Annotated in this window: 21 protein-coding genes, 1 tRNA gene and 3 pseudogenes; 16 read left to right on the top strand and 9 right to left on the bottom strand. The window is 69.1% G+C overall.

The features are described from left to right. The first annotated feature begins 35 nt into the window (after positions 1 to 35). Complete coding sequence (locus tag AC1VNH_RS09275; RefSeq protein WP_483112746.1) at positions 36 to 182, top strand: hypothetical protein; 147 nt, start codon at positions 36 to 38, stop codon at positions 180 to 182. Positions 183 to 1125: 943 nt separating this feature from the next. Here the strand turns inward: AC1VNH_RS09275 and AC1VNH_RS09270 are convergent. Both AC1VNH_RS09270 and AC1VNH_RS09265 read right to left on the bottom strand, forming a co-directional pair. Further along, positions 1126 to 1842 (bottom strand): annotated as a pseudogene (locus tag AC1VNH_RS09270) (creatininase family protein); the annotation flags it as partial. Between the two features lie 31 nt (positions 1843 to 1873). Beyond that, a pseudogene (locus tag AC1VNH_RS09265) lies at positions 1874 to 2823 on the bottom strand (L-lactate dehydrogenase). Positions 2824 to 3022: 199 nt separating this feature from the next. Here AC1VNH_RS09265 and AC1VNH_RS09260 point away from each other — a divergent pair. The 3 genes from AC1VNH_RS09260 (at position 3023) to AC1VNH_RS09250 (ending at position 5168) form a co-directional block, all read left to right on the top strand. Next, complete coding sequence (locus tag AC1VNH_RS09260) at positions 3023 to 3877, top strand: LLM class F420-dependent oxidoreductase (RefSeq protein ID WP_483111020.1); 855 nt, start codon at positions 3023 to 3025, stop codon at positions 3875 to 3877. A gap of 386 nt (positions 3878 to 4263) precedes the next feature. Then, a tRNA-Ser gene (locus AC1VNH_RS09255) sits at positions 4264 to 4354 on the top strand. Between the two features lie 82 nt (positions 4355 to 4436). After that, positions 4437 to 5168, top strand: a complete 732-nt coding sequence (locus AC1VNH_RS09250) for a DUF1361 domain-containing protein (RefSeq protein ID WP_483111019.1) — start codon at positions 4437 to 4439, stop codon at positions 5166 to 5168. 33 nt (positions 5169 to 5201) lie between these two features. Here the strand turns inward: AC1VNH_RS09250 and AC1VNH_RS09245 are convergent, their stop codons facing one another. Continuing rightward, positions 5202 to 5816: a hypothetical protein gene (locus AC1VNH_RS09245; RefSeq protein ID WP_483111017.1), complete on the bottom strand. Its 615-nt coding sequence runs from the start codon at positions 5814 to 5816 to the stop codon at positions 5202 to 5204. A 143-nt stretch (positions 5817 to 5959) separates the two neighbouring features. Here AC1VNH_RS09245 and AC1VNH_RS09240 point away from each other — a divergent pair, with 143 nt between their 5' ends. The 8 genes from AC1VNH_RS09240 to AC1VNH_RS09205 all read left to right on the top strand — a co-directional run bounded on the left by AC1VNH_RS09240 (position 5960) and on the right by AC1VNH_RS09205 (position 10370). After that, positions 5960 to 6904, top strand: coding sequence for an aldo/keto reductase (locus tag AC1VNH_RS09240; RefSeq protein WP_483111016.1), 945 nt, complete (start codon positions 5960 to 5962; stop codon positions 6902 to 6904). After that, positions 6901 to 7278 carry a MerR family transcriptional regulator gene (locus tag AC1VNH_RS09235; protein WP_483111014.1) on the top strand — a complete coding sequence of 126 codons (378 nt, stop codon included), beginning with the start codon at positions 6901 to 6903 and terminating at the stop codon, positions 7276 to 7278. Before AC1VNH_RS09240 ends, AC1VNH_RS09235 begins: the two co-directional genes overlap by 4 nt. Then, positions 7275 to 7802, top strand: a complete 528-nt coding sequence (locus tag AC1VNH_RS09230; RefSeq protein ID WP_483111012.1) for a GNAT family N-acetyltransferase — start codon at positions 7275 to 7277, stop codon at positions 7800 to 7802. The genes AC1VNH_RS09235 and AC1VNH_RS09230 overlap by 4 nt, the downstream gene beginning before the upstream one ends. 98 nt (positions 7803 to 7900) lie before the next feature. Then, complete coding sequence (locus AC1VNH_RS09225; protein WP_483111010.1) at positions 7901 to 8413, top strand: hypothetical protein; 513 nt, start codon at positions 7901 to 7903, stop codon at positions 8411 to 8413. A 4-nt stretch (positions 8414 to 8417) separates the two neighbouring features. Next, positions 8418 to 9152, top strand: coding sequence for a hypothetical protein (locus AC1VNH_RS09220; protein ID WP_483111009.1), 735 nt, complete (start codon positions 8418 to 8420; stop codon positions 9150 to 9152). A 33-nt stretch (positions 9153 to 9185) separates the two neighbouring features. After that, a complete protein-coding gene (locus AC1VNH_RS09215; RefSeq protein ID WP_483111008.1) occupies positions 9186 to 9584 on the top strand; it encodes a VOC family protein in 399 nt (132 codons plus the stop codon). A 110-nt stretch (positions 9585 to 9694) separates the two neighbouring features. Further along, on the top strand, positions 9695 to 9853 hold the full coding sequence (locus tag AC1VNH_RS09210; RefSeq protein ID WP_483111006.1) for a hypothetical protein: 159 nt from the start codon (positions 9695 to 9697) through the stop codon (positions 9851 to 9853). A 154-nt stretch (positions 9854 to 10007) separates the two neighbouring features. After that, on the top strand, positions 10008 to 10370 hold the full coding sequence (locus AC1VNH_RS09205) for a DUF7882 family protein (RefSeq protein ID WP_483111004.1): 363 nt from the start codon (positions 10008 to 10010) through the stop codon (positions 10368 to 10370). A gap of 9 nt (positions 10371 to 10379) precedes the next feature. Here AC1VNH_RS09205 and AC1VNH_RS09200 read toward each other — a convergent pair whose 3' ends face one another. From AC1VNH_RS09200 to AC1VNH_RS09190, 3 genes are all read right to left on the bottom strand, one after another. Then, positions 10380 to 10976, bottom strand: a complete 597-nt coding sequence (locus AC1VNH_RS09200) for a GDSL-type esterase/lipase family protein (protein WP_483111002.1) — start codon at positions 10974 to 10976, stop codon at positions 10380 to 10382. A 113-nt stretch (positions 10977 to 11089) separates the two neighbouring features. Continuing rightward, complete coding sequence (locus tag AC1VNH_RS09195; RefSeq protein ID WP_483111000.1) at positions 11090 to 12184, bottom strand: sensor histidine kinase; 1095 nt, start codon at positions 12182 to 12184, stop codon at positions 11090 to 11092. Next, complete coding sequence (locus tag AC1VNH_RS09190) at positions 12181 to 12864, bottom strand: response regulator transcription factor (RefSeq protein ID WP_483110998.1); 684 nt, start codon at positions 12862 to 12864, stop codon at positions 12181 to 12183. The genes AC1VNH_RS09195 and AC1VNH_RS09190 overlap by 4 nt, the downstream gene beginning before the upstream one ends. Before the next feature lie 100 nt (positions 12865 to 12964). On the opposite strand from AC1VNH_RS09190, the pseudogene AC1VNH_RS09185 reads away from it, so the two are divergent. Together AC1VNH_RS09185 and AC1VNH_RS09180 are read left to right on the top strand one after the other, a co-directional pair. Beyond that, positions 12965 to 13597, top strand: a pseudogene (locus AC1VNH_RS09185) (acyltransferase family protein); the annotation flags it as partial. 26 nt (positions 13598 to 13623) lie between these two features. Beyond that, positions 13624 to 14037 carry a hypothetical protein gene (locus AC1VNH_RS09180; RefSeq protein WP_483112745.1) on the top strand — a complete coding sequence of 138 codons (414 nt, stop codon included), beginning with the start codon at positions 13624 to 13626 and terminating at the stop codon, positions 14035 to 14037. Positions 14038 to 14070: 33 nt separating this feature from the next. On the opposite strand, the gene AC1VNH_RS09175 is transcribed toward AC1VNH_RS09180, so the two are convergent. After that, the gene (locus AC1VNH_RS09175; RefSeq protein ID WP_483110996.1) at positions 14071 to 14496 is read right to left on the bottom strand and encodes a lipocalin-like domain-containing protein; all 426 of its coding nucleotides are present in this window, start codon (positions 14494 to 14496) and stop codon (positions 14071 to 14073) included. 28 nt (positions 14497 to 14524) lie between these two features. Beyond that, a complete protein-coding gene (locus AC1VNH_RS09170; protein WP_483110995.1) occupies positions 14525 to 15019 on the bottom strand; it encodes a MaoC family dehydratase in 495 nt (164 codons plus the stop codon). Positions 15020 to 15428: 409 nt separating this feature from the next. Between AC1VNH_RS09170 and AC1VNH_RS09165 the strand changes: the two genes are divergently transcribed. Continuing rightward, a complete protein-coding gene (locus AC1VNH_RS09165) occupies positions 15429 to 17078 on the top strand; it encodes a sensor histidine kinase (RefSeq protein ID WP_483110994.1) in 1650 nt (549 codons plus the stop codon). Positions 17079 to 17156: 78 nt separating this feature from the next. Here AC1VNH_RS09165 and AC1VNH_RS09160 read toward each other — a convergent pair whose 3' ends face one another. After that, positions 17157 to 17642, bottom strand: coding sequence for a hypothetical protein (locus AC1VNH_RS09160; protein ID WP_483110993.1), 486 nt, complete (start codon positions 17640 to 17642; stop codon positions 17157 to 17159). A gap of 133 nt (positions 17643 to 17775) precedes the next feature. Here AC1VNH_RS09160 and treS point away from each other — a divergent pair, with 133 nt between their 5' ends. Then, positions 17776 to 20076, top strand: a complete 2301-nt coding sequence (treS, locus tag AC1VNH_RS09155; protein WP_483110992.1) for a maltose alpha-D-glucosyltransferase — start codon at positions 17776 to 17778, stop codon at positions 20074 to 20076. Position 20077 lies beyond the last annotated feature (1 nt).

Here is a 20077-nt window from a genome sequence, read left to right as displayed (position 1 = left end):
GCCTGACCTACCTGTTCATCTCGCACGACCTCGGAGTGATCCGTCAGATCTCTGACCGCGTCGCCGTGATGCGCGGCGGCCGCATCCTGGAGCAGGCGACGGCCGAGCGCATCTTCGACGCCCCGGCCGACCCCTACACGCGCGAGCTGATCGGCGCGATCCCGGGTACCGCCGCCGACTGACCCCCCGCCGGGGTGCGGGTGCGGGTGCGGGGTGCGTGTTCCGCGTTGCGCGCATTTTGTGGGGCGTGCGGGAGGAGGTGCCGGTGCGGTGCGGTGCGGTGCTTGCGTGGGGCTTGTGCGGTGCGGGGTGTGGGGTGCGTGTGCCGTGGTGCGCGGGGGCGAAGGGGCCGGTGCGATGTTTGCGCGCATTGCGTGGTGCTTGCGCGGTGCGGGGTGTGGGGTGCGTGTGCATGCTCGTGGGCGTGCTGCCCTGCGTGTCTCACCTATTCACGTCGAGGGGGCCCGCGTCGTGCATAACTGAGACACGGATGTCGGGCTCGTTGCGCGGGGGAGACGCGTGTCTTAGTTGTGCACGCTAAAGCGCCCGAGAGCGTGCACAACTGAGACACGGATATGACTTGCCCGCGCTCGCGCGGTGCGTGTCTCAAACGTGCACGCGGTGGGGCCGCCTGGCGTGCACAAGTGAGACACGGATGCGGGGTGTGGGCGCGGCCACATTGCGTGTCTCAAACGTGCACGCTCACGGGCTTGGGAACGTGCACAAGTGAGACGCGGATGCGGGGTGTGGGCGCGGCCATATTGCGTGTCTCAAACGTGCACGCTCACGGGCTTGGGAACGTGCACAAGTGAGACGCGGATGCGGGGTGCGGGTGTGTGAGGCGGTGCGTGTCTCACACGTGCACGCTCAAGGGGCCCTCGGCGTGCACAACTGAGACACGGAGCCCGCTGTCGCGCCCGACGGACGTGCGGAGCCCGCTGTCGCGCCGACGGACGTGCGGAGCCCGCTATCGCGCCCGACGGACGTGCGGAGCCTGCTGTCGCGCCCGACGGACGCACGGAGCCCGCTGTCGCGCCCGACGGACGTGCGGAGCCCGCTGTCGCGCCGACGGACGCCCGGAGTGGCCGAGGGCCGGGCCCGAGGGAAGCCCGGGCCGCGGATACCTCAGGCGGGGTCGAGGGCGGCGAGCACCTGACGGACGATGCGCTCGCTCTCCGCGGCGACGTGCGCGAGGATCCGCTCGCCCTTCTCCGCGGTCGCGGGGCGCGGGTCGCCGAACACCCCGGACTCCGAGAGCGGCGCGAGGGGCATCTGCCGCAGGCCGAAGTCCGCGGGCAGCTGCGGGTAGGCGGCGGAGTACCGGTCGGGATGTACGAGGGCAGGGGCGACAGCCAGCACCATCGACGTCTCGAGCTCATCGGCGTGGCAGAGGCCCGGCGCCGCCCAGGGCGATTCCTTCACGGCGTCCCCGATCTCGACCAGTCCGGGGTAGTCGAGCACGACCACCGGCATCCGCTGTCCGGTCGCGGCGGCACGCTCGGCCGCCCGCTGCAGCGGCAGGCGGTTGCCGAAGTCGCCGTTGACCACCACGAGCAGCGCGTAGCCGGCGCGATCGAGGGATGCGGCGATGTCTGTGCAGAGCGACGTCACCGTGTCGGCGCCGATCGAGACGGTGCCCGGCAGTGCGTCGTTGCTCCACGTGTTGCCGTAGGCCACGGACGGCAGGAGCGCCGCATCCAGCGCGTCGGCGAGGCGGCGGGCGACCGCATCCGCCTGCAGCGTGTCTGTCGACAGTGGCAGGTGCGGACCGTGCTGCTCGAGCGCGCCGAAGGGGAGCACCGCGACGCGCGGCCCCGCGGCGAGGAAGTCCGCGACCTCGGTCCAGGTGGCGTTCGCCAGCTCGATCATGCGATCAGCGCAGCGACGCTGCGACCTCGCGCAGCGCGTCGGCCGAGCGGCGGAGCAGGCCCAGTCGTTCGGGCTGAACGCGGTCTCGGGGATCGGGACGGCGCCGGATGCGCTCACGATCGAGGGCACGGAGAGGGCGACGCCGTCGATGCCGTGGTAGCCGTGGAGCACGGTCGACACCGGCATGACCGCGTGCTCGTCCTGCAGGATCGCCTCCACGATGCGAGCGCTCGACAGGCCGATGGCGTAGTTGGTCGCGCCCTTGCCCTGGATCACCTTGTAGGCGGCGTCGCGCACGTCGACCGCGATCTCGTCGAGCTCGTCGACCGTCACGCGGTCGTGCGTCGGAGTCTGCCAGTCGAGGATCGGGACGGTGCCGATGGAGGCGCTCGACCACAGCGGGAACTCGGTGTCGCCGTGCTCGCCGATGATGTAGGCGTGCACGCTCGACGGCGAGACGCCGGCGCGCTGCGCGAGCTTCCACCGCAGGCGCGACGTGTCGAGCACCGTGCCGGAGGCGAAGATCCGCTCGACCGGCAGGCCGGTGGCCTCCTGCGCGAGCACGGTGAGCACGTCGCACGGGTTCGTCACGATGACGTAGATCGCGTTGGGCGCGACCTCGAGCAGCTGCGGCATCATCGACTTGATGATGTTGGCGTTCGTGCCGGCGAGCTCGATGCGCGTCTGACCCGGACGCTGTTTGGCGCCGGCGGTGATGACGACGACGTGCGAGCCCTCGACGACCGAGAGGTCACTGCCGCCGATGATGTCGCTCGTGCCGGTGAACTGCGTGCCGTGAGCGAGATCGAGCACCTCGGCCTCGGCCTTCTCCGTCGCGATGTCGTAGAGGGCGACATGGCGTGCGGAGCCGCGGATGAGGGCGGCGTAAGCGACGCTGGAGCCGACGCTGCCAGCGCCGACGACGGTGAGCTTCGAGTTCTCGATGGCAGACATGTCCCCAGTCTGGCAGGCGCCGGAGGTGCCGCGCGCGGTTATGTTCGCCCGGAGAATACCCGGCGCGTCGAGGTGGCGGCTGTGACGCGTTGCGATCGTGTTCCGATGAGTTCACCCGCATCCGCCCACCGGGTGCTGCCGCGGTCGTACCCTGATCGACGGAGGGCGGATGCGGCATCCGTCCGGACGGGACGGGCCCATGGAATTCGGTATCCACATCGCGGACTTCACCTGGAAGAGCGGGCCCGCTCAGCTCGGTCCCGCGCTCGCCGCGCACGTGCGCAATGCTGAGGCTGCCGGCATCCAGCGCATCACCGTCATGGATCACTTCTGGCAGCTGCCGGGCATCGGACCGGTCGAGCACGAGATGCTCGAGGCGTACGCCACCCTCGGCTTCATCGCCGCTCACACCGAGAAGGCGCTGCTGCACACCCTCGTCACGGGTGTGATCTACCGGCATCCGTCGCTGCTCGCCAAGCAGATCACCACGCTGAACGTGCTCTCCGGCGGCCGGGTCGGGCTCGGCATCGGCGCCGCGTGGAACGAGGAGGAGTGCAAGGGACTCGGCTTCGCGTTCCCGCCCGTCGCGCAGCGTTTCCGTGAGCTCGAGGAGACGATCCAGATCTGTCTGCAGATGTGGTCGGACTCCGAAGAGCCCTACGAGGGCGCGATCTGGCAGCTCGAGCGCACGCTGAACTCGCCGCAGAACGTCACCAAGCCGTATCTGATGATCGGCGGCGGGGGAGAGAAGAAGACCCTCAAGCTCGTCGCGCAGTACGCCGATGCCTGCAACCTGTCGGCGATGGCGGAGGTGCCGACCCACAAGCTCGACGTGCTGCGCGCGCACTGCGACACCGTCGGCCGCGACTACGACGAGATCGAGAAGACCGCGATGATCGCGATCAACCCGACATCGACGCCGGACGAGGTCGCGACCCGCGTCGATGCGCTGTCGGATGCGGGCTTCGCCGCGACGTACGTGTTCGCCGCCGGAATCGACGAGCCGGCCCGTGCGGTCGAGCTGATCGCGGGAGTCGCTGCCCTCGCCCGCTGAGCCGCCCGGGTCGCGTGCTCGTGGCGCGCGTGGTCCGTGGCGCCCGGCCCGGGTCGTGTGGCTCGTGGCGCCCGTGGCCCGTGGCGCCCGTGGCGCGTGGCGCCCGTGGCCCGGGTCGCGCGGCCGGTGGCGCCCGGGGCCCCGGCATCCGTGTCTCACTTGTGCAGGTGAGGGACCCCATGAGCGTGCATAAGTGAGACACGTAGAGGTGGGGTTGCTGCTCCCGGGGCGTTCGGGCGGTGATCTTCGACCGACCACCGCATGCGTGTCTCGTTTGTTCACGTTGGCGGCGACTTCTGCGTGCATTTATGAGACACGGAGATGCGTGCGAGATGCGGAATCGGGCGGATTGGCGGCTCGGCCCGGCGTGACGTAAGCTGGTCGGCGGTGACGTGTCCGAGCGGCCGAAGGTGCAACTCTCGAAAAGTTGTGTAGGGTAACCCCCTACCGTGGGTTCAAATCCCACCGTCACCGCCATGAAAACCCCCGATGAATCGGGGGTTTTCGCATGTGAGGATGGCGCATCCGTCGCCACGAGCAGCGAGAGGGACCGGGAGTAATGAGCGCCATTCTCATCGCGCTTGCGTGCGTGGTCCTGCTCAATGTCTACGCGGCGCTGCTGATCGTGCTCCGCGCGAAGGTGTACGGCGTCCCCCTGTACCGGCCGATGCTCGTCAACATCGGGTTGTCGCTGGCGCCCGTGGCGCTGGCGTTCATCGGGCTCATCGGTTTCCTCCTCGTGGCGCCCGCCGCGCTCAGCCTCGGATCCGTATCGGCTGCGCTGCCGGCCGCCGCGGTCTGGGTCTACCTCGGCGTCGCCACGCTGGCGTGGTTGGTGTTCTTCCCGAACTCGATCTACCTCATCACCGAGCTCAACTTCAGTCACCGCCGCGAGCACACCCCCGTTCCGCTCTGGTACGACATCGTGCACACCCTCACGCTCACCGGGTCCGGCCTCGCCAACGCGGTCCTCAGCCTTGCGCTCATCCAGTTCGGCCTCGTGGTCGTCATCGCTGATCCCGCAGCCGGGTCGGGGCCGCCCGGGTGGAGCTGGATCTTCGCTGCGGCCGCGATACTGCTCGGCTCCATCGGCGTGTACCTCGGGCGCTATCTGCGGTTGAACAGCTGGGACGTCCGTCACCCCGCGGTCCTCATCCGCAAGCTCCGCGATCACTTCGCCGCCCGCGGCAAGGCATTGGAAGGGGTGGCGTTCGTGGCCACCCACACCGTTCTCGTCGCGCTTCTCTACGTGCCGATCTTCGGCCTCGCCTACAACGCGCTCCTGGGCTAGCCGCGCGGTCAGGCCGTCTGCGTCAAGGGCGGGTCAGCCGCCCGGACCGGACGGCTGGATGGGGGCTCCGTCGCCGTTCTCGGGCAGATCACCGCGCTCCACAGGGGTCGGCGGCGTTCTCGGGGCATCCGAGAAGATCCGGTCGAGCTCCATCGATGAGGGCACGTGCACCGCCTTCGCGGCCGCGTCGATCTCGTCCGTCGTGGCTCCGGACGACCCGACGATGAGCACCCACGCGCCGTCGCGCACGATGATGTCCTCGTGAGCGCCGTTGTGCTCTCGGTGCCAGATCCCGTCCTGCTCGGTGCAGGTGACGGGAGTCCCGGTGTCGTCCCACATCGGCAGTGTCGCGCAGGCCTCGGCGGTCATGTCGCCTCGCTGCGTGCGCAGCGAGATCATCGCTCCCGACCCGTCGCGCATCCAGGTCGCCGACATGCCGTCGTCGTTCGACACACCGACCGACTGCGGAGCGAGGGTGTATCCCGCCACCTCGGTCGTGAAGACGAGATCGGCCGAGATGCCGACCGCGCCGGCCCGCTCGGCGATCGCGTCGGCGCTCGCCGGACTGCCGGCCGAGGTGGCGCATCCAGCGGTCACGACGGTCACAAGGGCGAGCAGTGCGCCGAGGAGGGGGCGGGAGGCGCGCATGACGGCATCATGACGTAGATCTCGCCGAGCGGCAAAGCTCGTGACGCACGGCAGCATCCGGCGCGACGCCGGGAGTGGTCGAGCTTCGCGTCGTACGACCCGATTTGACCTGGAGCGCGCTCCAGGTGGTTCGCTGCGTGTTCATGGACACTCTCAGCAACGGACTCGCCCTCGGAGCGATGTGGTTCGGCACTCGGCTCTCGGAGGAGACGTCGTTCGCGCTGCTCGACCGCTTCGTCTCGCGCGGCGGGCGCTGGCTCGACACATCCGACAACTATGCCTTCTGGGCATCGCCGTCCGGCAGAGGAGGGGCGAGCGAAACGGTGTTGGGGGAGTGGCTCCGGCGTCATCCGGGTGTGCGGGACGACGTGTCGATCTCGACGAAGGTCGGCGCCAACCCGACGCAGCCCGGTGTCGGCGCAGCATCCCTGGAGGGGCTCGCCCCGAGCGCCGTCGCCCAGGCCGTCGCGGGCTCGATGGAGCGGCTCGGCGTCGAGGCGATCGACCTGCTGTGGGCGCATGTCGAAGACCGCACGGTTCCGCTCGAGGATCAGGTCGAGGCGTTCGGGGCGCTGGTCGCAGACGGGCGGGTCCGGCGGCTGGGCGCGTCGAACCACGCGATGTGGCGCATCGAGAGAGCGCGCGCGGCGGCACGGGCACGCAACATCGAGCCCTTCCGCTTCGTGCAGTTGCGGCACAGCTATCTCCAGCCGATTCCGTTCGCACCACTTCCGGACTGGGGTCACGTCATCGCATCCCCCGAGGCGCTGGACTACGTCGCAGCCGAGGGACTCGGGATGTGGGCATACACGACGTTGCTCGGAGGGGCGTTCGTTCGACCGGAACGGTTGCAGGAGGCGTACCGGCATCCCGATACGGAGCGTCGTCTGGCCGCGCTGGACAGGGTCGCGCGACGCTGGGATGCGACGCGGAACCAGGTCGTGCTGTCATGGTTGCTCGAGGGTTCACCCGCGGTGACCCCGATCGTCGGGGTGTCGGACGTCGCTCAGCTGGATGAGGCGATGGACGCCCTCCAGCTGCACCTGGACGCCGAAGATCGTCACGAACTGGACGGAAGGCAGGAATGACCCCGATGTTCACGATGGGTGAGGCCACCGTTGCGACGGGCCTCACCGCGGACACGCTCCGCTATTACGAACAGGAGCGCATCATCGGACCGCTCGCCCGGGATGACCGCAACCACCGGGTCTTCAGCGAGAAGGATCTCGCCTGGATCCACGTCGTGACCTGCATGAAGGATGCGGGGCTCGGCATCGACGAACTGCGCACCTTCGCCGACCTGCTGCACGGCACGCATGCCGCCCCCGACCCCGTCGGTTTTCTCCGCGAGCGTCGAGCGGCCTTGGAAGAGCGCCGGCAGGTGCTCGCACGCGCGATCGCGGTGATGGACGACAAGATCACGCATTTCGAGACGGCAGGCGCCGGGGAGGATGAACGGTGATCGACGCCCTGACCTTACCCGCATCCCTTGTCGTCGGAGACGCCGCCGTGGTGGCGAGGCGGGCGATGCCGACGGACCTCGACGCGATCATCCGCCTGCTCGCCGACGATGCGATCAGCGCGAGCCGCGGCGACGTCGCGAGCGAGGAGGACGCCGCGGCGTACGCGTCGGCGCTCGAGCGGATCATCCTCGACCCGAGCAATGAGCTCGTGGTCGCGGCGGATGCGGCGGGAACCCTCGTCGGCATGTTGCAGCTGACGGTCATCCCGGGCATGTCTCGGCAAGGGAGTGACCGGCTGTTGGTCGAGGCCGTCCGTGTGGCGAGCGCGGCGCGCTCGGCCGGCATCGGGAGTGCGCTGATGCGCTGGGTGGTGGATGAGGCGGCGGTCGCCCTTCGCACACCGCTCGTGCAACTCACCTCGGATGCGGCCCGAGTCGATGCCCACCGGTTCTACCGCAGGCTCGGATTCGTCGACTCGCACGTCGGGTTCAAGCTCGCCGTCGCGCTCCCGGATTCGCCCTGACGGCGCCGCATCCCGCCTGTGGATGACGCCCGGGGAGCAACCTCTGTTCTCCCTATGCTGTGGCTCGCGAACACCGCGCACCCGAACGGAGAACATTCATGCCCGATCACGCTGCCCTCGCCGCATCCCTGACGACGCCGGAGGCGTTTCTCGCACTCACAGATGAGGGTGGTGTCTTCGGCGTGAAGAAGTCGGCGAAGGCCGCGCTCGATACCTGGAGCCAGGCCGACGCGCGCTACGTCGGTGCCTACCGTGGCTTCCACGCTCCCGGCGGCAAGGGCACCGGGTTCGTCATCCGCACCTACTGGGACCCCGCGCGCGTGACCCCCGACCTCGGCGCCGTCGAGGTCGCGATCCAGACGGCGCTGCCGGTCGCCCTCACCCAGGCCGACGAGAAGATCACGTGGAAGGCGCGCAACAACAAGCAGGCGAGCTTCTTCGCCTGGCGTATCTCGCAGCAGCAGGCGCTGTCGCTGTGGTTCCAGGAGCGGTTCGGCATCAGCGCGTGTGCGACGCAGCTGTTCGACCGCGCCGACATCCATCAGGATGTCGCGGTGGTGGCGACCTCGGGCGGCGTCGACAACCTCTGGTCGTTCACCTCGAAGGGCTGATCGCGTGCCGGAGGCTCCGCCGCGCGGGCGACCCGTGCGCCGCGCGCTGAGGTCCGTCCTCGGCGCCGCGGCGACCCTCCTCGGCATCGTGGCGATCGTGTTCCTCGCCACCGACACGTCGACCGGCGGTGCCGTGCGCGCAGTGATCATCGCCTTCGTGCTCCTGTGCATCTTCGTTCCCGCGGTGATCGCCGTCGGCTCCGTCTGGCTGCGCGCCCGCAACAGGCGGGAGGAGTCGGATGCGGGCACGGCTCCTCTTTCCGATCGTGCGGTGCGCGCGCAGCAGCTGCTCGGCAGGGCCGCCGTCCGTTTGGCCCCCGACGGGCGCGCGGAGGTCCACGCCCGCGCCGTGCTCGGTGACGAGTTCCGGATCGCCGAGTCGACCGTTCGAGGGCTTCCGCCCGACGAGCTGCTCGGCTTCGTCTGGGTGGCGCGGCCCTCGCAGCCCGACGGCTTTCCGAGCTCGGCGGAGTTCGCCGGGCTGCCCGAGCGCGTGCAGGACACGATCGTGCTGCTCGATCTGCGGCGCGAGGTGCAGCTGCGAGGAGCCGAGGCCGCGCTGCTGGCGACGTCCGGCGTCTATCACCACGACCGTGCCCGCACCCTGGCGGCGGCCAGGCGTACCGGCAACGCGTCGCTGCTCGCACAGCTCGAGACGCTGGAACCCCGCACCGACGACCTGCTGGCCGCGCTGGACGATGCCGCGACGTGGGAACGGCTGCTGCGCACCGACTCTTGACGCGATCGCCCGCGCTTTGCGAGTGTGTGCGCCATGAGCCTCTTCCTCACCTGCCCGGTCGAAGACGTCGCCCGTGCGACCGCGTTCTATGCAGCCCTCGGGTGGAGTCGGAACGCGGAGATGTCGAACGACGCCGTGTCGTGCTTCGCGATCGCACCCGATCAGTACGTCATGCTCGCCAGCCGCGAGATGTACGCCAGCGTCGGCGGAACCGAGGATCTCATCGGGGGACCGGAGACGCCGTCGAAGATCACGGTGTCGTTCGATCTCGACAGCCGTGAGGCGGTCGATGAATTCGTCGAACGGGCTCGCGCTGCGGGCGGTCGTGTCGGCGACACCGACGACTACCCGTTCATGTACCAACGCCAGTTCGACGACCCTGACGGCTACCACTACTCGCCGTTCTGGATGAAGCGGGATGCGCAGACATGACGTCGTCCTCATCGAGTGCCCGGCAGCGGTGCGTCCTGCGGTCGTAGGCGCTCTCTCTCGCAGCGTCAAGGCACTGTGAGGATCGCGACGCGCTCGCGTAGAAACGGGGGATGCGTTTCGTCGTCCCCGTGCAACTGATCGAGCCGATCGCCGGCGAGCGCTACGGGCACGGCGTCGAGGTCGACGCGGACAACTGGGCGGATGCGATGGCCGATGTCCTGATCGCCGTGGGGCCCGACTGGGAGGTGGAGGAGCCGTTTCGCTCCTGACGTAACCCGTTTCGCGCAAGGGGGGTTGTGCATCGACATCCCGCAGAGGATCGTGGCTGGTCAACCGCCCGCTCGGAGCGTGTCGATTTCTCAGGTCTGAATCATCCCCACGGCTGATCGTCGCTCACTCCGCGTCGGCAGGCCGGAGCCCATCATGGGAAAGCTGATATACGACCAGTACACGAAGGCGGAGTTCGAAGACCGCACCCTGGCTCACCTGCAGCAGGTGATCTTCACCAAGCTGCGTCGCAACGAATCGTTCGCGCTCACGTGGAAGGAAGACGTGAGCCTCGGCAGCGGCCGGACGTCCGTGTGGCTGCATCCGAACGCGAATCTGCAGTTCAAGTTCTTCGGTACGCGGGAGCCCGCCCTGAACCGGGCATGGCTCGAGGCCCTGGCCTACACCGCGAACGGGCCCACGGGTCTTTACGTCGTGCCGGAACCGGCCCCGAACGAGTCGCCGGTGCCGGCGCTCCACGGTTCGGCGCAGCGCTTCGATCTCGTACCGGCCGACTGAACACGCGAATCAGCACAACGAAGCGGCGCCGCCGACGAGATCCGCCAGCGCGGCCTGGCCCGCATCGTTCGGGTGCAAGTGATCGCCCGAATCGTAGGCGGGGAGGATGCGAGTGGGATCCGCCGGGTCGGCGAGAACCCCGTCGAAATCGATGACATCGACACCCCTGATCCGACCCGATCGAAGCGCGGCGTTCACCTCGACGCGTGTCTGCTCTCCAACCGATTCCCAACGCTCGAATCCGCCATACGGCGTGAGTGTCGTCACCGTGGTACGCACGCCCGCGGCACGAGCCTGCTCGGCGAAGCGACGGATGCCGGCGAGGATGTCCTCGGCGCTATAGTCATGCGGCACCGCCTGGATGTCGTTGATGACGTCGGTGAGGATGACCCTGCGGATGCCGGGAATCGACAGGGCGTCCTCCTGCAGCCGTGAAAGGCTGCTCGGCAGATCCGGATAGGACTCGAGCAGGCGCGTGGCGCTGATGCTGCGATTGATCACTTGGCAGCCGCGGGCCGCGGCGTCGCCCGCCCGTTCGACAAGGCTCGGCCAATCGTGTCCACCGCTGGCGTGGTAGCCCTGGGAGATCGACGCGCCGATCACCACGGTCGCCGAGTCCCACCTCGGAGCCGCGATGCCGGCGACCGCCGCGGTCGTCGCGACGGCCGCGGCGGCGCAGATGCCCGCTGCCCATGCGACCGCGCGGCCGCTTGCTCGCATCACAGCGCGCTCGGCGTCGAGCCGTCCAGGAACCGAAGCGTCAGCAGAAGCCCGCCCGACGGGCGGGAGCTCAGAGACAGGTCGACCGTGTGCAGCTCGGCGATCCGCTGCGCGATCGACAAGCCCAGCCCATGCCCGTTCGCCGCGGTCCGCGCGTGCAGCCGTGTGAAGGGCTCTGCGAGCGTCTGCAGCTGTTCCGGAGGGATGTGCTCGCCGTCGTTCTCGATGGCGAGCACGGGGTTTCCGGCCGCGGTGAGGGAGACGGCCACCGTCCCGCCGTCACGGTTGTGAAGGACCGCGTTGCGGAGCAGGTTCGACAGCAGCTGGCGGAGCAGCTGCGGGTTCCCTGTCACCTGCACCGGGTCGAGGCGGAGACGCACCTTGAGGCGACGGTCGCGGATATCGGGCTCGAGCTCGCTGATCTGTCCCGCGACGAGCTCGCGCAGATCGACCTCCGTCATGCTCAGGTGAGCCTCGGCGGACGCGAGCTCCAGCAGGGCGCTCGTGATGGAGATCATGCGATCGTTCACCGACAGGAGTCGTCGGAACGTGACTGCTGCCTCATCGGAGGGCTGATCGCGCAGGGCGACTTGCAGCAGGGTGCGGGATGTGGCGAGCGGCGTGCGCAGTTCGTGCGAGGCATTGGCGGCGAATCGGTTGCCACTCTCCGCGCTGGCCTGCACCTGATCCAGGAGCGTATTGACGGCGGTGAACAGCTCGCGGGTCTCGGCCGGGCCGCTCGGCGGAACGAGTCGCACATCCAGGACCTGCTCTGCTTCCGCCTCACTGAGCGTCATGACGGCATCCGCGTACGGATGGGTCAGACGATCGAGAAGGAACCACGTCGCGACGCTGACGGCGCCGATGAGCAACAGGCCGACGGGCAGGACCACCCCGAACATCAGCGAGGTCATCTGGCCGACGGTCACGGCGTTGTCGTAGATGACCATGCCGTCGGACTCCTGGACCGTGCTGGGGACGGCACGTGCGGTCAGCACCAGGAGCGTCGTCAGCCCGATCAGTGCCGCGGCGACGGCTGCTGTGGCGGCGGCGACCAGGGTCAGGACGGTGCGAAGACGAAGCGAGGCGATCATGTCGTGGGAGCCTGCGTCGACGGGCGGAGGATGCGGTAACCCGCTCCGGGAACGGTCTCGACGAGCGAGGGGAGTCCGAGCTTCTTGCGAAGGGTCGAGACGGTGACGCGGATCGTGTTCGTGAACGGGTCCGCGTTCTCGTCCCATGCTTGCTCCAGCAGCTGCTCGGCGCTCACGACGCCACCATCCGCGCGGACGAGCACTTCCAAGACGGCGAACTCCTTGCGGGTCAGGTGAAGGAACCGCCCCTCCCGGTACGCCTCCCTGCGGAAGGTGTCGACGCGAAGGCCGCCCGCTTCCAGCACCGGCGGCAGGGCCGCTCCGGAGCGGCGGTAGAGGGCGGCGATCCGGGCCACGAGCTCGTCGAAGTCGAAGGGCTTGGTGAGATAGTCGTCGGCGCCGATCGCCAGCCCCGCGACCCGCTCGTAGACCGCGGCGGATGCGGTCAACATGAGCACTTTCGGCGCATCGCTCATCGTCGTGATCCGACGGCACACGTCGTCGCCGTGGACGACAGGGATGTCACGATCCAGCACGACGACGTCGTACCTCGTCTCGGCGACCGCATCCATCGCGCGGGCGCCGTCCCGGGCGACGTCGGCGGCAATCGCCTCGATGCGCAGGCCACGTTGAATCGCATCCGCAAGAAGCGGCTCGTCCTCGACGATCAGTACGCGCACCGGCGGTCACCTCCTCGGCAAGTCGAACACAGCCCACCTAAACGCAGCGTAAAGCGGATGCCGAACGTTCCCGCAACACCCGAAGGGGTGGGCTCGTGTCATGTCCACGCTGCTCTCGTCCCGCGCGCACATCGGTTCACAGACCCGTCCCGCGGCCTCGCTCGGATCGCTCACGGGCCTGCGCTGGGTGGCTGCGATGGTCGTCTTCGTCTACCACCTGCGCAACGTGCAGTACTTCGACGGGCCGGCGCAGACACTGCTGTCGGTTCTGTTCGGTGCCGGATCGACGGCGGTGTCGTTGTTCTTCATCCTGTCGGGTTTCGTTCTCGCCTACTCGTACCGGCCGACGGGCATCGGACGTTACTACCTGCGACGTTTCGCGCGGGTCTACCCGCTCCATCTGGTCGGTGTCGCGCTGGCGATCTGGGTCGGCGCGACGATGGTCCCTGCCATCCGCACGTCCGATACGGGCGCGCTCGCCGCCAACCTGCTGCTCGGCAACTCCTGGTGGGCGCCCTGGTGGCAAGCGGGAAACCCGGTCTCGTGGTCGTTGGCGTGCGAGGTGTTCTTCTATCTCTGTTCTCCCTTCCTCATCCGCTCCCTCGCCGCCCGCGGCGTCATCGCGATACGCGTGGTCCTCGCGCTCAGCCTCGCGGCCACCTGGATCGCGCCGATGATCGCTGCGGCGACGCCCGGCATCTCGCCGTACAGCTTCCCGCCCGTGCGCCTGGCCGAGTTCATCGCCGGGATCGCCGCGGCATGTCTCGTGCGCGACCACGGCTGGCGCCTGCGCGGCCTCGTCCTCCCGCTGTCGGCGACGTTGGGGGATATGTCGCGGCCTCGCTGCTGGGAGGTACGCCCTTCGGTGCAGCCTCGGCGACAGGTATCGGCTTCGTGCTGCTCGTCGTGGCGCTCGCCACAGACGACCTGGACGGGCGAGGCTCCTGGCTCTCGTCGCCGCTTCTGCAGATGCTCGGTGCGGCATCCTTCGCCTTCTACCTCGTGCACCTCCTGGTGCTCCAGTGCGTGCGGGCCGTCATGCCGCAAGACCCGACGGGCGCGGGTGCGCTCGGCGGTGCGATCGTGGCGTTCGCCATCGCGTCGGGTCTGGCCGTGGTCCTGCACAAGGGCATCGAGCGGCCCGCGCACGCTCTCCTCACCCGCCGCCGATGAGCTTCGTTGCGGCGGATCGGCGGCCGAACACCCTCAGGGCGTCGTGGCGCCGCCATCCCGCCGCCACACGAGCTCGCTGTGGAACGAACGACCGTCGGCGGCCACGCGGGGTGGCGCGGTGATCGTCAACGTGTCGCCGTCCACGGCGAGGTGGCGTTCCTGTCCCTGACCGGTCCAGTTCGTGAACAGCGAGACCTCCATCCGATGCACGACCGTGCTCGTGGCTTCATCGACGGTGTAGTGACCCGCGTACGCGATGAACTTCCTGGCCATCGCGGCGTACTCGTCCGCGGTCGCGCTCTGCGGGTCGCCGGCGCCGGATGCGGGCCGGGTGCTGTCGCCCAAGGTCGCCGACACGAAGCCCTCGGGGGTGTAGCAGAGGTAGCCCGCGGGCGTCGGCCCAGCTCGTCGACGCGTTGTCCGTCCTCGTAGACGGAGACGACGCTGACGAGCGACCATGCACCGATGATTTCCGCGCGGCGCAGGCTCATGAACCGGCCGTCGGGGTGAGGGTGAGCAGGTAGGTGTGCGATCCGTCGAGCACGAGCTCGCCGCGCTGGTTGTGGATGGTGGCTCGCGTCGTGACCTGACCTGCGCCGTCGACCTCGGACAGATCCGTGATCTCCAGCTGCGGATAGAGCGTGTCGCCCGCGTGGACCTCTCCCAAGAAGCGCGCGCTCACGCTCGTGAACGCGATGAAGATGTCGCCGATGTAGTGCGGGAAGAGCGTCGCGCCCGGCGCGGTGAACGCCAGGACCTGCAGGCCGTGCACCACGGGGGCACTGTGTCCGTGTGCTCTCGCGTACTCCTCGTTGTAGTGGATCGGGTGGTTGTCGGCCGATACCGCCTGGAACGCCGAGGCGTGGGCGTCGGTGAGGGTGCGGCTGGGGGCGCGGAAAACGTCCCCGACCTGGAGCTGTTCGAACGTCTTGGCCGGAACGATCAGGAAATCGGACGGGTCGAAGGCGGGTGTGCTGCTCATGGCTGTCTCCGTTTCACGCGGTGTCCGCCGGCGGTGACGGCGGCTTCGCGGCGAGTCAAGCCGAGTTCACGCATCCGGTCGCCGGACAGGTGACGAGACTGCGCTCGACACGTCTCGGGTGCTGTGTGACGGTCGGTGGCGGCCGTCTCACCCGCGCGCCGCGCGCTCCCGCATCCGCCACACCTTTGCGCGGGTGCGCCAGTGAATGACTGTGGCGGATGCGGAGAGGTGCCGCGGGTGCACAGAGGCGACGCAACTCGGGCAGGGGAAGTGCGACACGGAGGTGCCTACACCCTCGCCCGCTGCGCGAGAAGAGCGACGCGCCGATCGGGGCGAACGCGCTACCCTCAGGCATTCCGTCGTGGGGACGGAAGCGTTCCGTCGTGGGGGCGGAGAGATCGGAGGAGGGGTGGCTTCCGACAGCACTTCGGCATGGCGTGCGAGGCTGTATCTCTTCGCGCAGACGCAGTCGGCGATTCTGGCGACGTTCGTGCTCCTCGCGGTCGTCGCGGCGATTCTGGGGGTGATGCCGGAGCAGCCGCTGCTGACGATCATCGGCTACCTGCTCGTCGCCGCCGCGACCGTCCTCTCGCTCGCGCTGCCGTTCGAGCGGTGGCCCTTCTCGCGGCAGTCGGCGATCGCCGGAGCGGACCTCGTGGCCGCCATCCTGCTCGCGCTGTCCATGTACAACGACGTCCGCGCGATCGCCGCCCTCGCCGCCTTCCCCGCTGTGTGGCTCGCGACCATCGGCGGCAGATGGGGTGCCGCTGCAGGGCTCGTGGGCGTGTACGTCGCGATCCTCGTGCCGCCGATGCTCACGCGGGTTGCTCTCACCTCGGCCAACTGGGCGAGTGTGCTGCTGTTCGCCATCGTCATCCCGGTCTTCGTCGTCGTCGCCCGCATGCTCGTGGAGACGAATCGGAACTTCCAGGCGCTCCTGAGCGACGCACGCGAACGCGAGAGCGTGAGCGGCAAGCAGATCGAGCGCCTCGGTGCGGTGCTGCGCAGTTACGCCGAGACGGCCGACATCGGCATCGTCGTGCTCGACGAGAACAGCCGCGCCCTGATCACCAACCGCCGCTCCCGCGCCTTCGCAGACCTCGCCGAGCTGGATCCGTCGACGGGTGTCTGCACGCATATGTACGCGGCCGACCGCGTGAGCCCCGTTCCCGCCGCCGATCAAGCGCTCCACCGAGCGATCCGCGGCGAGGCCGTCGAGGGAGAACTGCTCTGGATCGGCCCGCCGGGCAATCAACTCGCCCTCATCTCCACGGCTCTGCGCCTCAATGCCTCCGACGGGTCGAGCCTGGGGACGATGATCGTGGCCCAGGACATCACCGATCAGTTGCGCCGAGGGCGGGAGCGAGAGGACGCCCTGGCCACCCTGTCGCACGAACTCCGCGCCCCCCTGAACGCGATCATCGGATACGCCGAGCTTCTCCTGTCTGAACCGCTGCCGGCGCAGTCGCGCGCGCACGTCGACGTCATCGTCCGCAACGCCGACCGACTCCTCGCGCTGTCGAACCGGTTTCTCGACGGCCTTCATTCGTCCGCGCGCCTGGAGATGATGGACATCCCGATCCGCTCGGTCGTGGACGAGGTCGTCGACCCGTGGGTGCTGCCCGGCCTCGCGGAGCGCACGGTCACGGTCGATATCGAGCCGGATGCGGCCGTGCGGTCGGATCGTGCAGCGTTGGTCGCCATCCTCGGCAATCTCGTCTCGAACGCGGTGAAGTACTCACACGAGGGTGACGAGGTGCGCGTCGTGGCGGGGGCGGGTCCGGAGGCGGTCTGGTTCACCGTCGCGAACACCGGTTCGCACATCGACCGGCGGGATCTGGAACGCGTCTTCGACAGGTTCTACCGCACCTCCGCGGCACGCGAGAGCGCCGTACCGGGCACGGGGATCGGGCTCGCGGTGAGTCGGACCCTCGCCGCCGCGCTCGGCGGCTCGCTGACGGCAGACGAGGTCACGGAGGGGGCGTCCTTCACCCTTCGCCTGCCCGCCCGGCTCGCCGAGCCCGAGCAATCTCCGGACGCGATGGAGGCGTCGGCGTAGCGTCATCGGAATGCTCGGCCGTCGCCGCCATGAGTGCACAGCGGTGGGAGTGGACGATGGTGGCGAACAGCATCCGACTCACCGCTCGCGGTCGGCACGCACGTCGCCGACGCTGAAACAGCCGGCGCACGGCACGGCGAGCACATCACCGGGCTGCAGGTCGCCGGGGAGGCGGACGCGCGTGCTCTCGCCGTCGACACCGCGCAGATCCAGCGCGATCTCCCTCGCGTGGGAGACGCGGCCCAGCAGACGCGCCTCGCTCCAGGTCGGCCGATGCAGATCGAAACACGCGTCGAGACACGCCCCGGTCGCGTCGAGGCCCGTCACCGTCGAGACGATCACCGTCACCGTCTCGGTCGATGACGCCGTCCCTCCCGAGAACGGGATGACGGCGGCACCCGAGAAGATGCACGGCGTGGCGCAGATCTCGTTCAGCCGCAGCATCGACACCCCGGAGATGACGACGTCGCGCGGGGATGCGTGCGTGCCGGCGGGCCAGGCGTTCTCCTCGAGCGGCGCGGGGATGCTGTCGCGGAGTGTCGGAAGCAGAGACGTGAGTGTCATGCTCACGGTCTACGCCGCGCCGGGGCAGCCGGTGCTCTCGTAGACGGAATCCATGCGGGCGCGCATCCATAGTTGTTCTGCGCGATACGCGCCAGTGCTCGTGGCGAGCGGGCGGAATCTCTACCGTGGAGGAATGGCGCGCGACGACCACCGGCCCGAAGACCTCTACACCGGTCCCATCGACCTGCCCAAGATGGCCGCGGAGGCCGGGGAAGGCGAGCTCGAGGCATCCGAGATCAGCTACGACGAACAGCGGTACCCGGCGCGTCCGCGGCGGCTGCGCCCGCGGGATCAGTTCCGCGGCGGCAGTGTGCGCCGCATCCGCACCGACCCGCGCACCGCCAACGGTACGAACCCGTCCTACGTCGAGTGGCTCGTGCGGCAGTCGATGCTCAAGGACGCGGACGTCCTGGCGCGGCAGCTGTCCGGCCAGCCCGCGATGTGGCGCAATCCTTACGCCCGCCCCGACGCGCGCCGGGCGATCGCCACGAGCGACGTGTGGTTCACGGCGTATCCGATCTCGCTCATCACCCGACCGGGCCAGTCCTTCCTCGCGGCTCTCGGCGACGAGGAGCTGTGGGCGGTCTTCGAACGCATCGGGATCACGGCGATCCACACCGGCCCCGTCAAACGCGCCGGCGGCATCGCGGGATGGGGGGAGACCCCGAGCGTCGACGGCCACTTCGACCGCATCAGCACGGCGATCGACCCCGCTTTCGGAACCGAGGACGAGTTCCGCACCCTCTGCGACGTCGCCGACGCGTACGGCGGCAGCGTGATCGACGACATCGTTCCCGGACACACCGGCAAGGGGGCCGACTTCCGCCTCGCAGAAATGGGCTTCAAGGACTACCCGGGCATCTACCACATGGTCGAGATCCCGCGGGAGGACTGGTCGCTGCTGCCGGATGTACCCGACGGCGTCGACAGCGTGAACCTCGACCCGGCCACCGAGCACGAGCTGGCGGAGCGCGGCTACATCATCGGGGCCCTGCAGCGCGTGATCTTCTACACGCCGGGGGTGAAGGAGACCAACTGGAGCACCACCGCGCCCGTCATCGGCCCCGACGGCGCGACCCGGCGCTGGGTGTACCTGCACTACTTCAAGCAGGGGCAGCCCTCGATCAACTGGCTGGATCCGACGTTCGCGGGGATGCGGCTCGTGATCGGCGATGCCCTGCACTCGCTCGGGGAACTCGGTACGAGTGCGCTGCGTCTGGATGCCAACGGGTTCCTCGGCGTGGAGAAGAGCGCAGAGGGGTTGCCGGCATGGTCCGAGGGGCACCCGCTCTCGCACGCGGCGAACCACATCATCGCGGGCATGGTGCGAAAGGTGGGCGGCTTCACCTTCCAGGAGCTCAACCTGACGATCGAGGACATCCGCGACACGGGAGCCGTCGGCGCTGACCTCTCGTACGACTTCATCGGGCGCCCCGGCTACCACCACGCGCTCGCCACGGGGCAGACCGAGTTCCTGCGGCTCGCACTGACCTCGTCTCTGGAGCTGGGCGTCGCGCCGGTGCAGCTCGTCCACGGGCTCCAGAACCACGACGAGCTCACCTACGAGCTGGTCCACTGGGCGACCCGTCACGCGGACGATCTCTACCGATTCCGCGGACATGAGGTCTCAGGCGGCGACCTGGCCGAGCTCGTTCGCGCCGAGCTCACCGAGCACCTCACGGGCACCGCGGACTACAACCGCGTCTTCACGCAGAACGGAATCGCCTGCACCACGGCGTCGCTGATCGCGGCGACGCAGGGCATCGAGCGTCTCGACGATGTCCGCGACGAGCACGTGCCGGTCATCCGCGACGCCCACCTGCTCCTCTGCGCGTACAACGCCTGGCAGCCCGGTGTCTTCGCCCTCTCCGGCTGGGATCTGGTCGGAATGCTGACCGTCCCCGCCGACGAGGTCGCCGATCTCATCTCCGCCGGAGACACGCGCTGGATCGAACGGGGTGCGCACGACCTGCTCGACGCCGATCCCGCCGCCACCCGGTCCGCGGCGGGAATGCCGCGCGGCCGCGCGCTCTACGGCCCGTTGCCCGCGCAGCTCGACGATCCCGACTCGTTCGCGAGTCGCCTCGCCCGCATCCTCGACCTGCGGCGGGAATCGGGCATCGCGACGGCGACCCAGGTGGACGTGCCCGAGGTGGCGCACGCGGCCATGCTCGTCCTCGTGCACCGACTCGACAACGGGGATGCGGCCGCCGATGCGCCGATGCAGGTGACCGTCCTGAACTTCTCCGCGGAGCCGATCGTCGGAACCGTGCGCTCGGAGCATCTCGTGCCGCAGAGCGACGTGACGGACGCCGCAACGGGGGAGGATGCGGGGCGCGTCGACGACCTGCAGAGCTTCTCGGTGTCGCTGCCCGCCTACGGCGCGCGGTTCCTGATGCTCCGTGCGCCCGATCCCGAGCCGGAGGCCGACTGAG

It is taken from the genome of Microbacterium sp. KU4F, assembly GCF_056868075.1.
Note: the sequence above shows the minus strand (reverse complement) of the source record. Positions and strands in the feature narration are given on the sequence as shown.

Bases quoted from the DNA above. Each gene is read 5' to 3' on its own strand.
- AC1VNH_RS09215 (WP_483111008.1), top strand. From the start codon at position 9,186: ATGAGCCTCTTCCTCACCTGCCCGGTCGAAGACGTCGCCCGTGCGACC.
- AC1VNH_RS09160 (WP_483110993.1), bottom strand. From the start codon at position 17,642: ATGACACTCACGTCTCTGCTTCCGACACTCCGCGACAGCATCCCCGCG.
- AC1VNH_RS09250 (WP_483111019.1), top strand. From the start codon at position 4,437: ATGAGCGCCATTCTCATCGCGCTTGCGTGCGTGGTCCTGCTCAATGTC.
- AC1VNH_RS09180 (WP_483112745.1), top strand. From the start codon at position 13,624: ATGTCTCGTGCGCGACCACGGCTGGCGCCTGCGCGGCCTCGTCCTCCC.
- AC1VNH_RS09195 (WP_483111000.1), bottom strand. From the start codon at position 12,184: ATGATCGCCTCGCTTCGTCTTCGCACCGTCCTGACCCTGGTCGCCGCC.
- AC1VNH_RS09170 (WP_483110995.1), bottom strand. From the start codon at position 15,019: ATGAGCAGCACACCCGCCTTCGACCCGTCCGATTTCCTGATCGTTCCG.
- AC1VNH_RS09205 (WP_483111004.1), top strand. From the start codon at position 10,008: ATGGGAAAGCTGATATACGACCAGTACACGAAGGCGGAGTTCGAAGAC.
- AC1VNH_RS09210 (WP_483111006.1), top strand. From the start codon at position 9,695: ATGCGTTTCGTCGTCCCCGTGCAACTGATCGAGCCGATCGCCGGCGAG.
- AC1VNH_RS09225 (WP_483111010.1), top strand. From the start codon at position 7,901: ATGCCCGATCACGCTGCCCTCGCCGCATCCCTGACGACGCCGGAGGCG.
- AC1VNH_RS09175 (WP_483110996.1), bottom strand. From the start codon at position 14,496: ATGGTCGCTCGTCAGCGTCGTCTCCGTCTACGAGGACGGACAACGCGT.
- AC1VNH_RS09260 (WP_483111020.1), top strand. From the start codon at position 3,023: ATGGAATTCGGTATCCACATCGCGGACTTCACCTGGAAGAGCGGGCCC.
- AC1VNH_RS09240 (WP_483111016.1), top strand. From the start codon at position 5,960: ATGGACACTCTCAGCAACGGACTCGCCCTCGGAGCGATGTGGTTCGGC.
- AC1VNH_RS09245 (WP_483111017.1), bottom strand. From the start codon at position 5,816: ATGCGCGCCTCCCGCCCCCTCCTCGGCGCACTGCTCGCCCTTGTGACC.
- treS (WP_483110992.1), top strand. From the start codon at position 17,776: ATGGCGCGCGACGACCACCGGCCCGAAGACCTCTACACCGGTCCCATC.
- AC1VNH_RS09235 (WP_483111014.1), top strand. From the start codon at position 6,901: ATGACCCCGATGTTCACGATGGGTGAGGCCACCGTTGCGACGGGCCTC.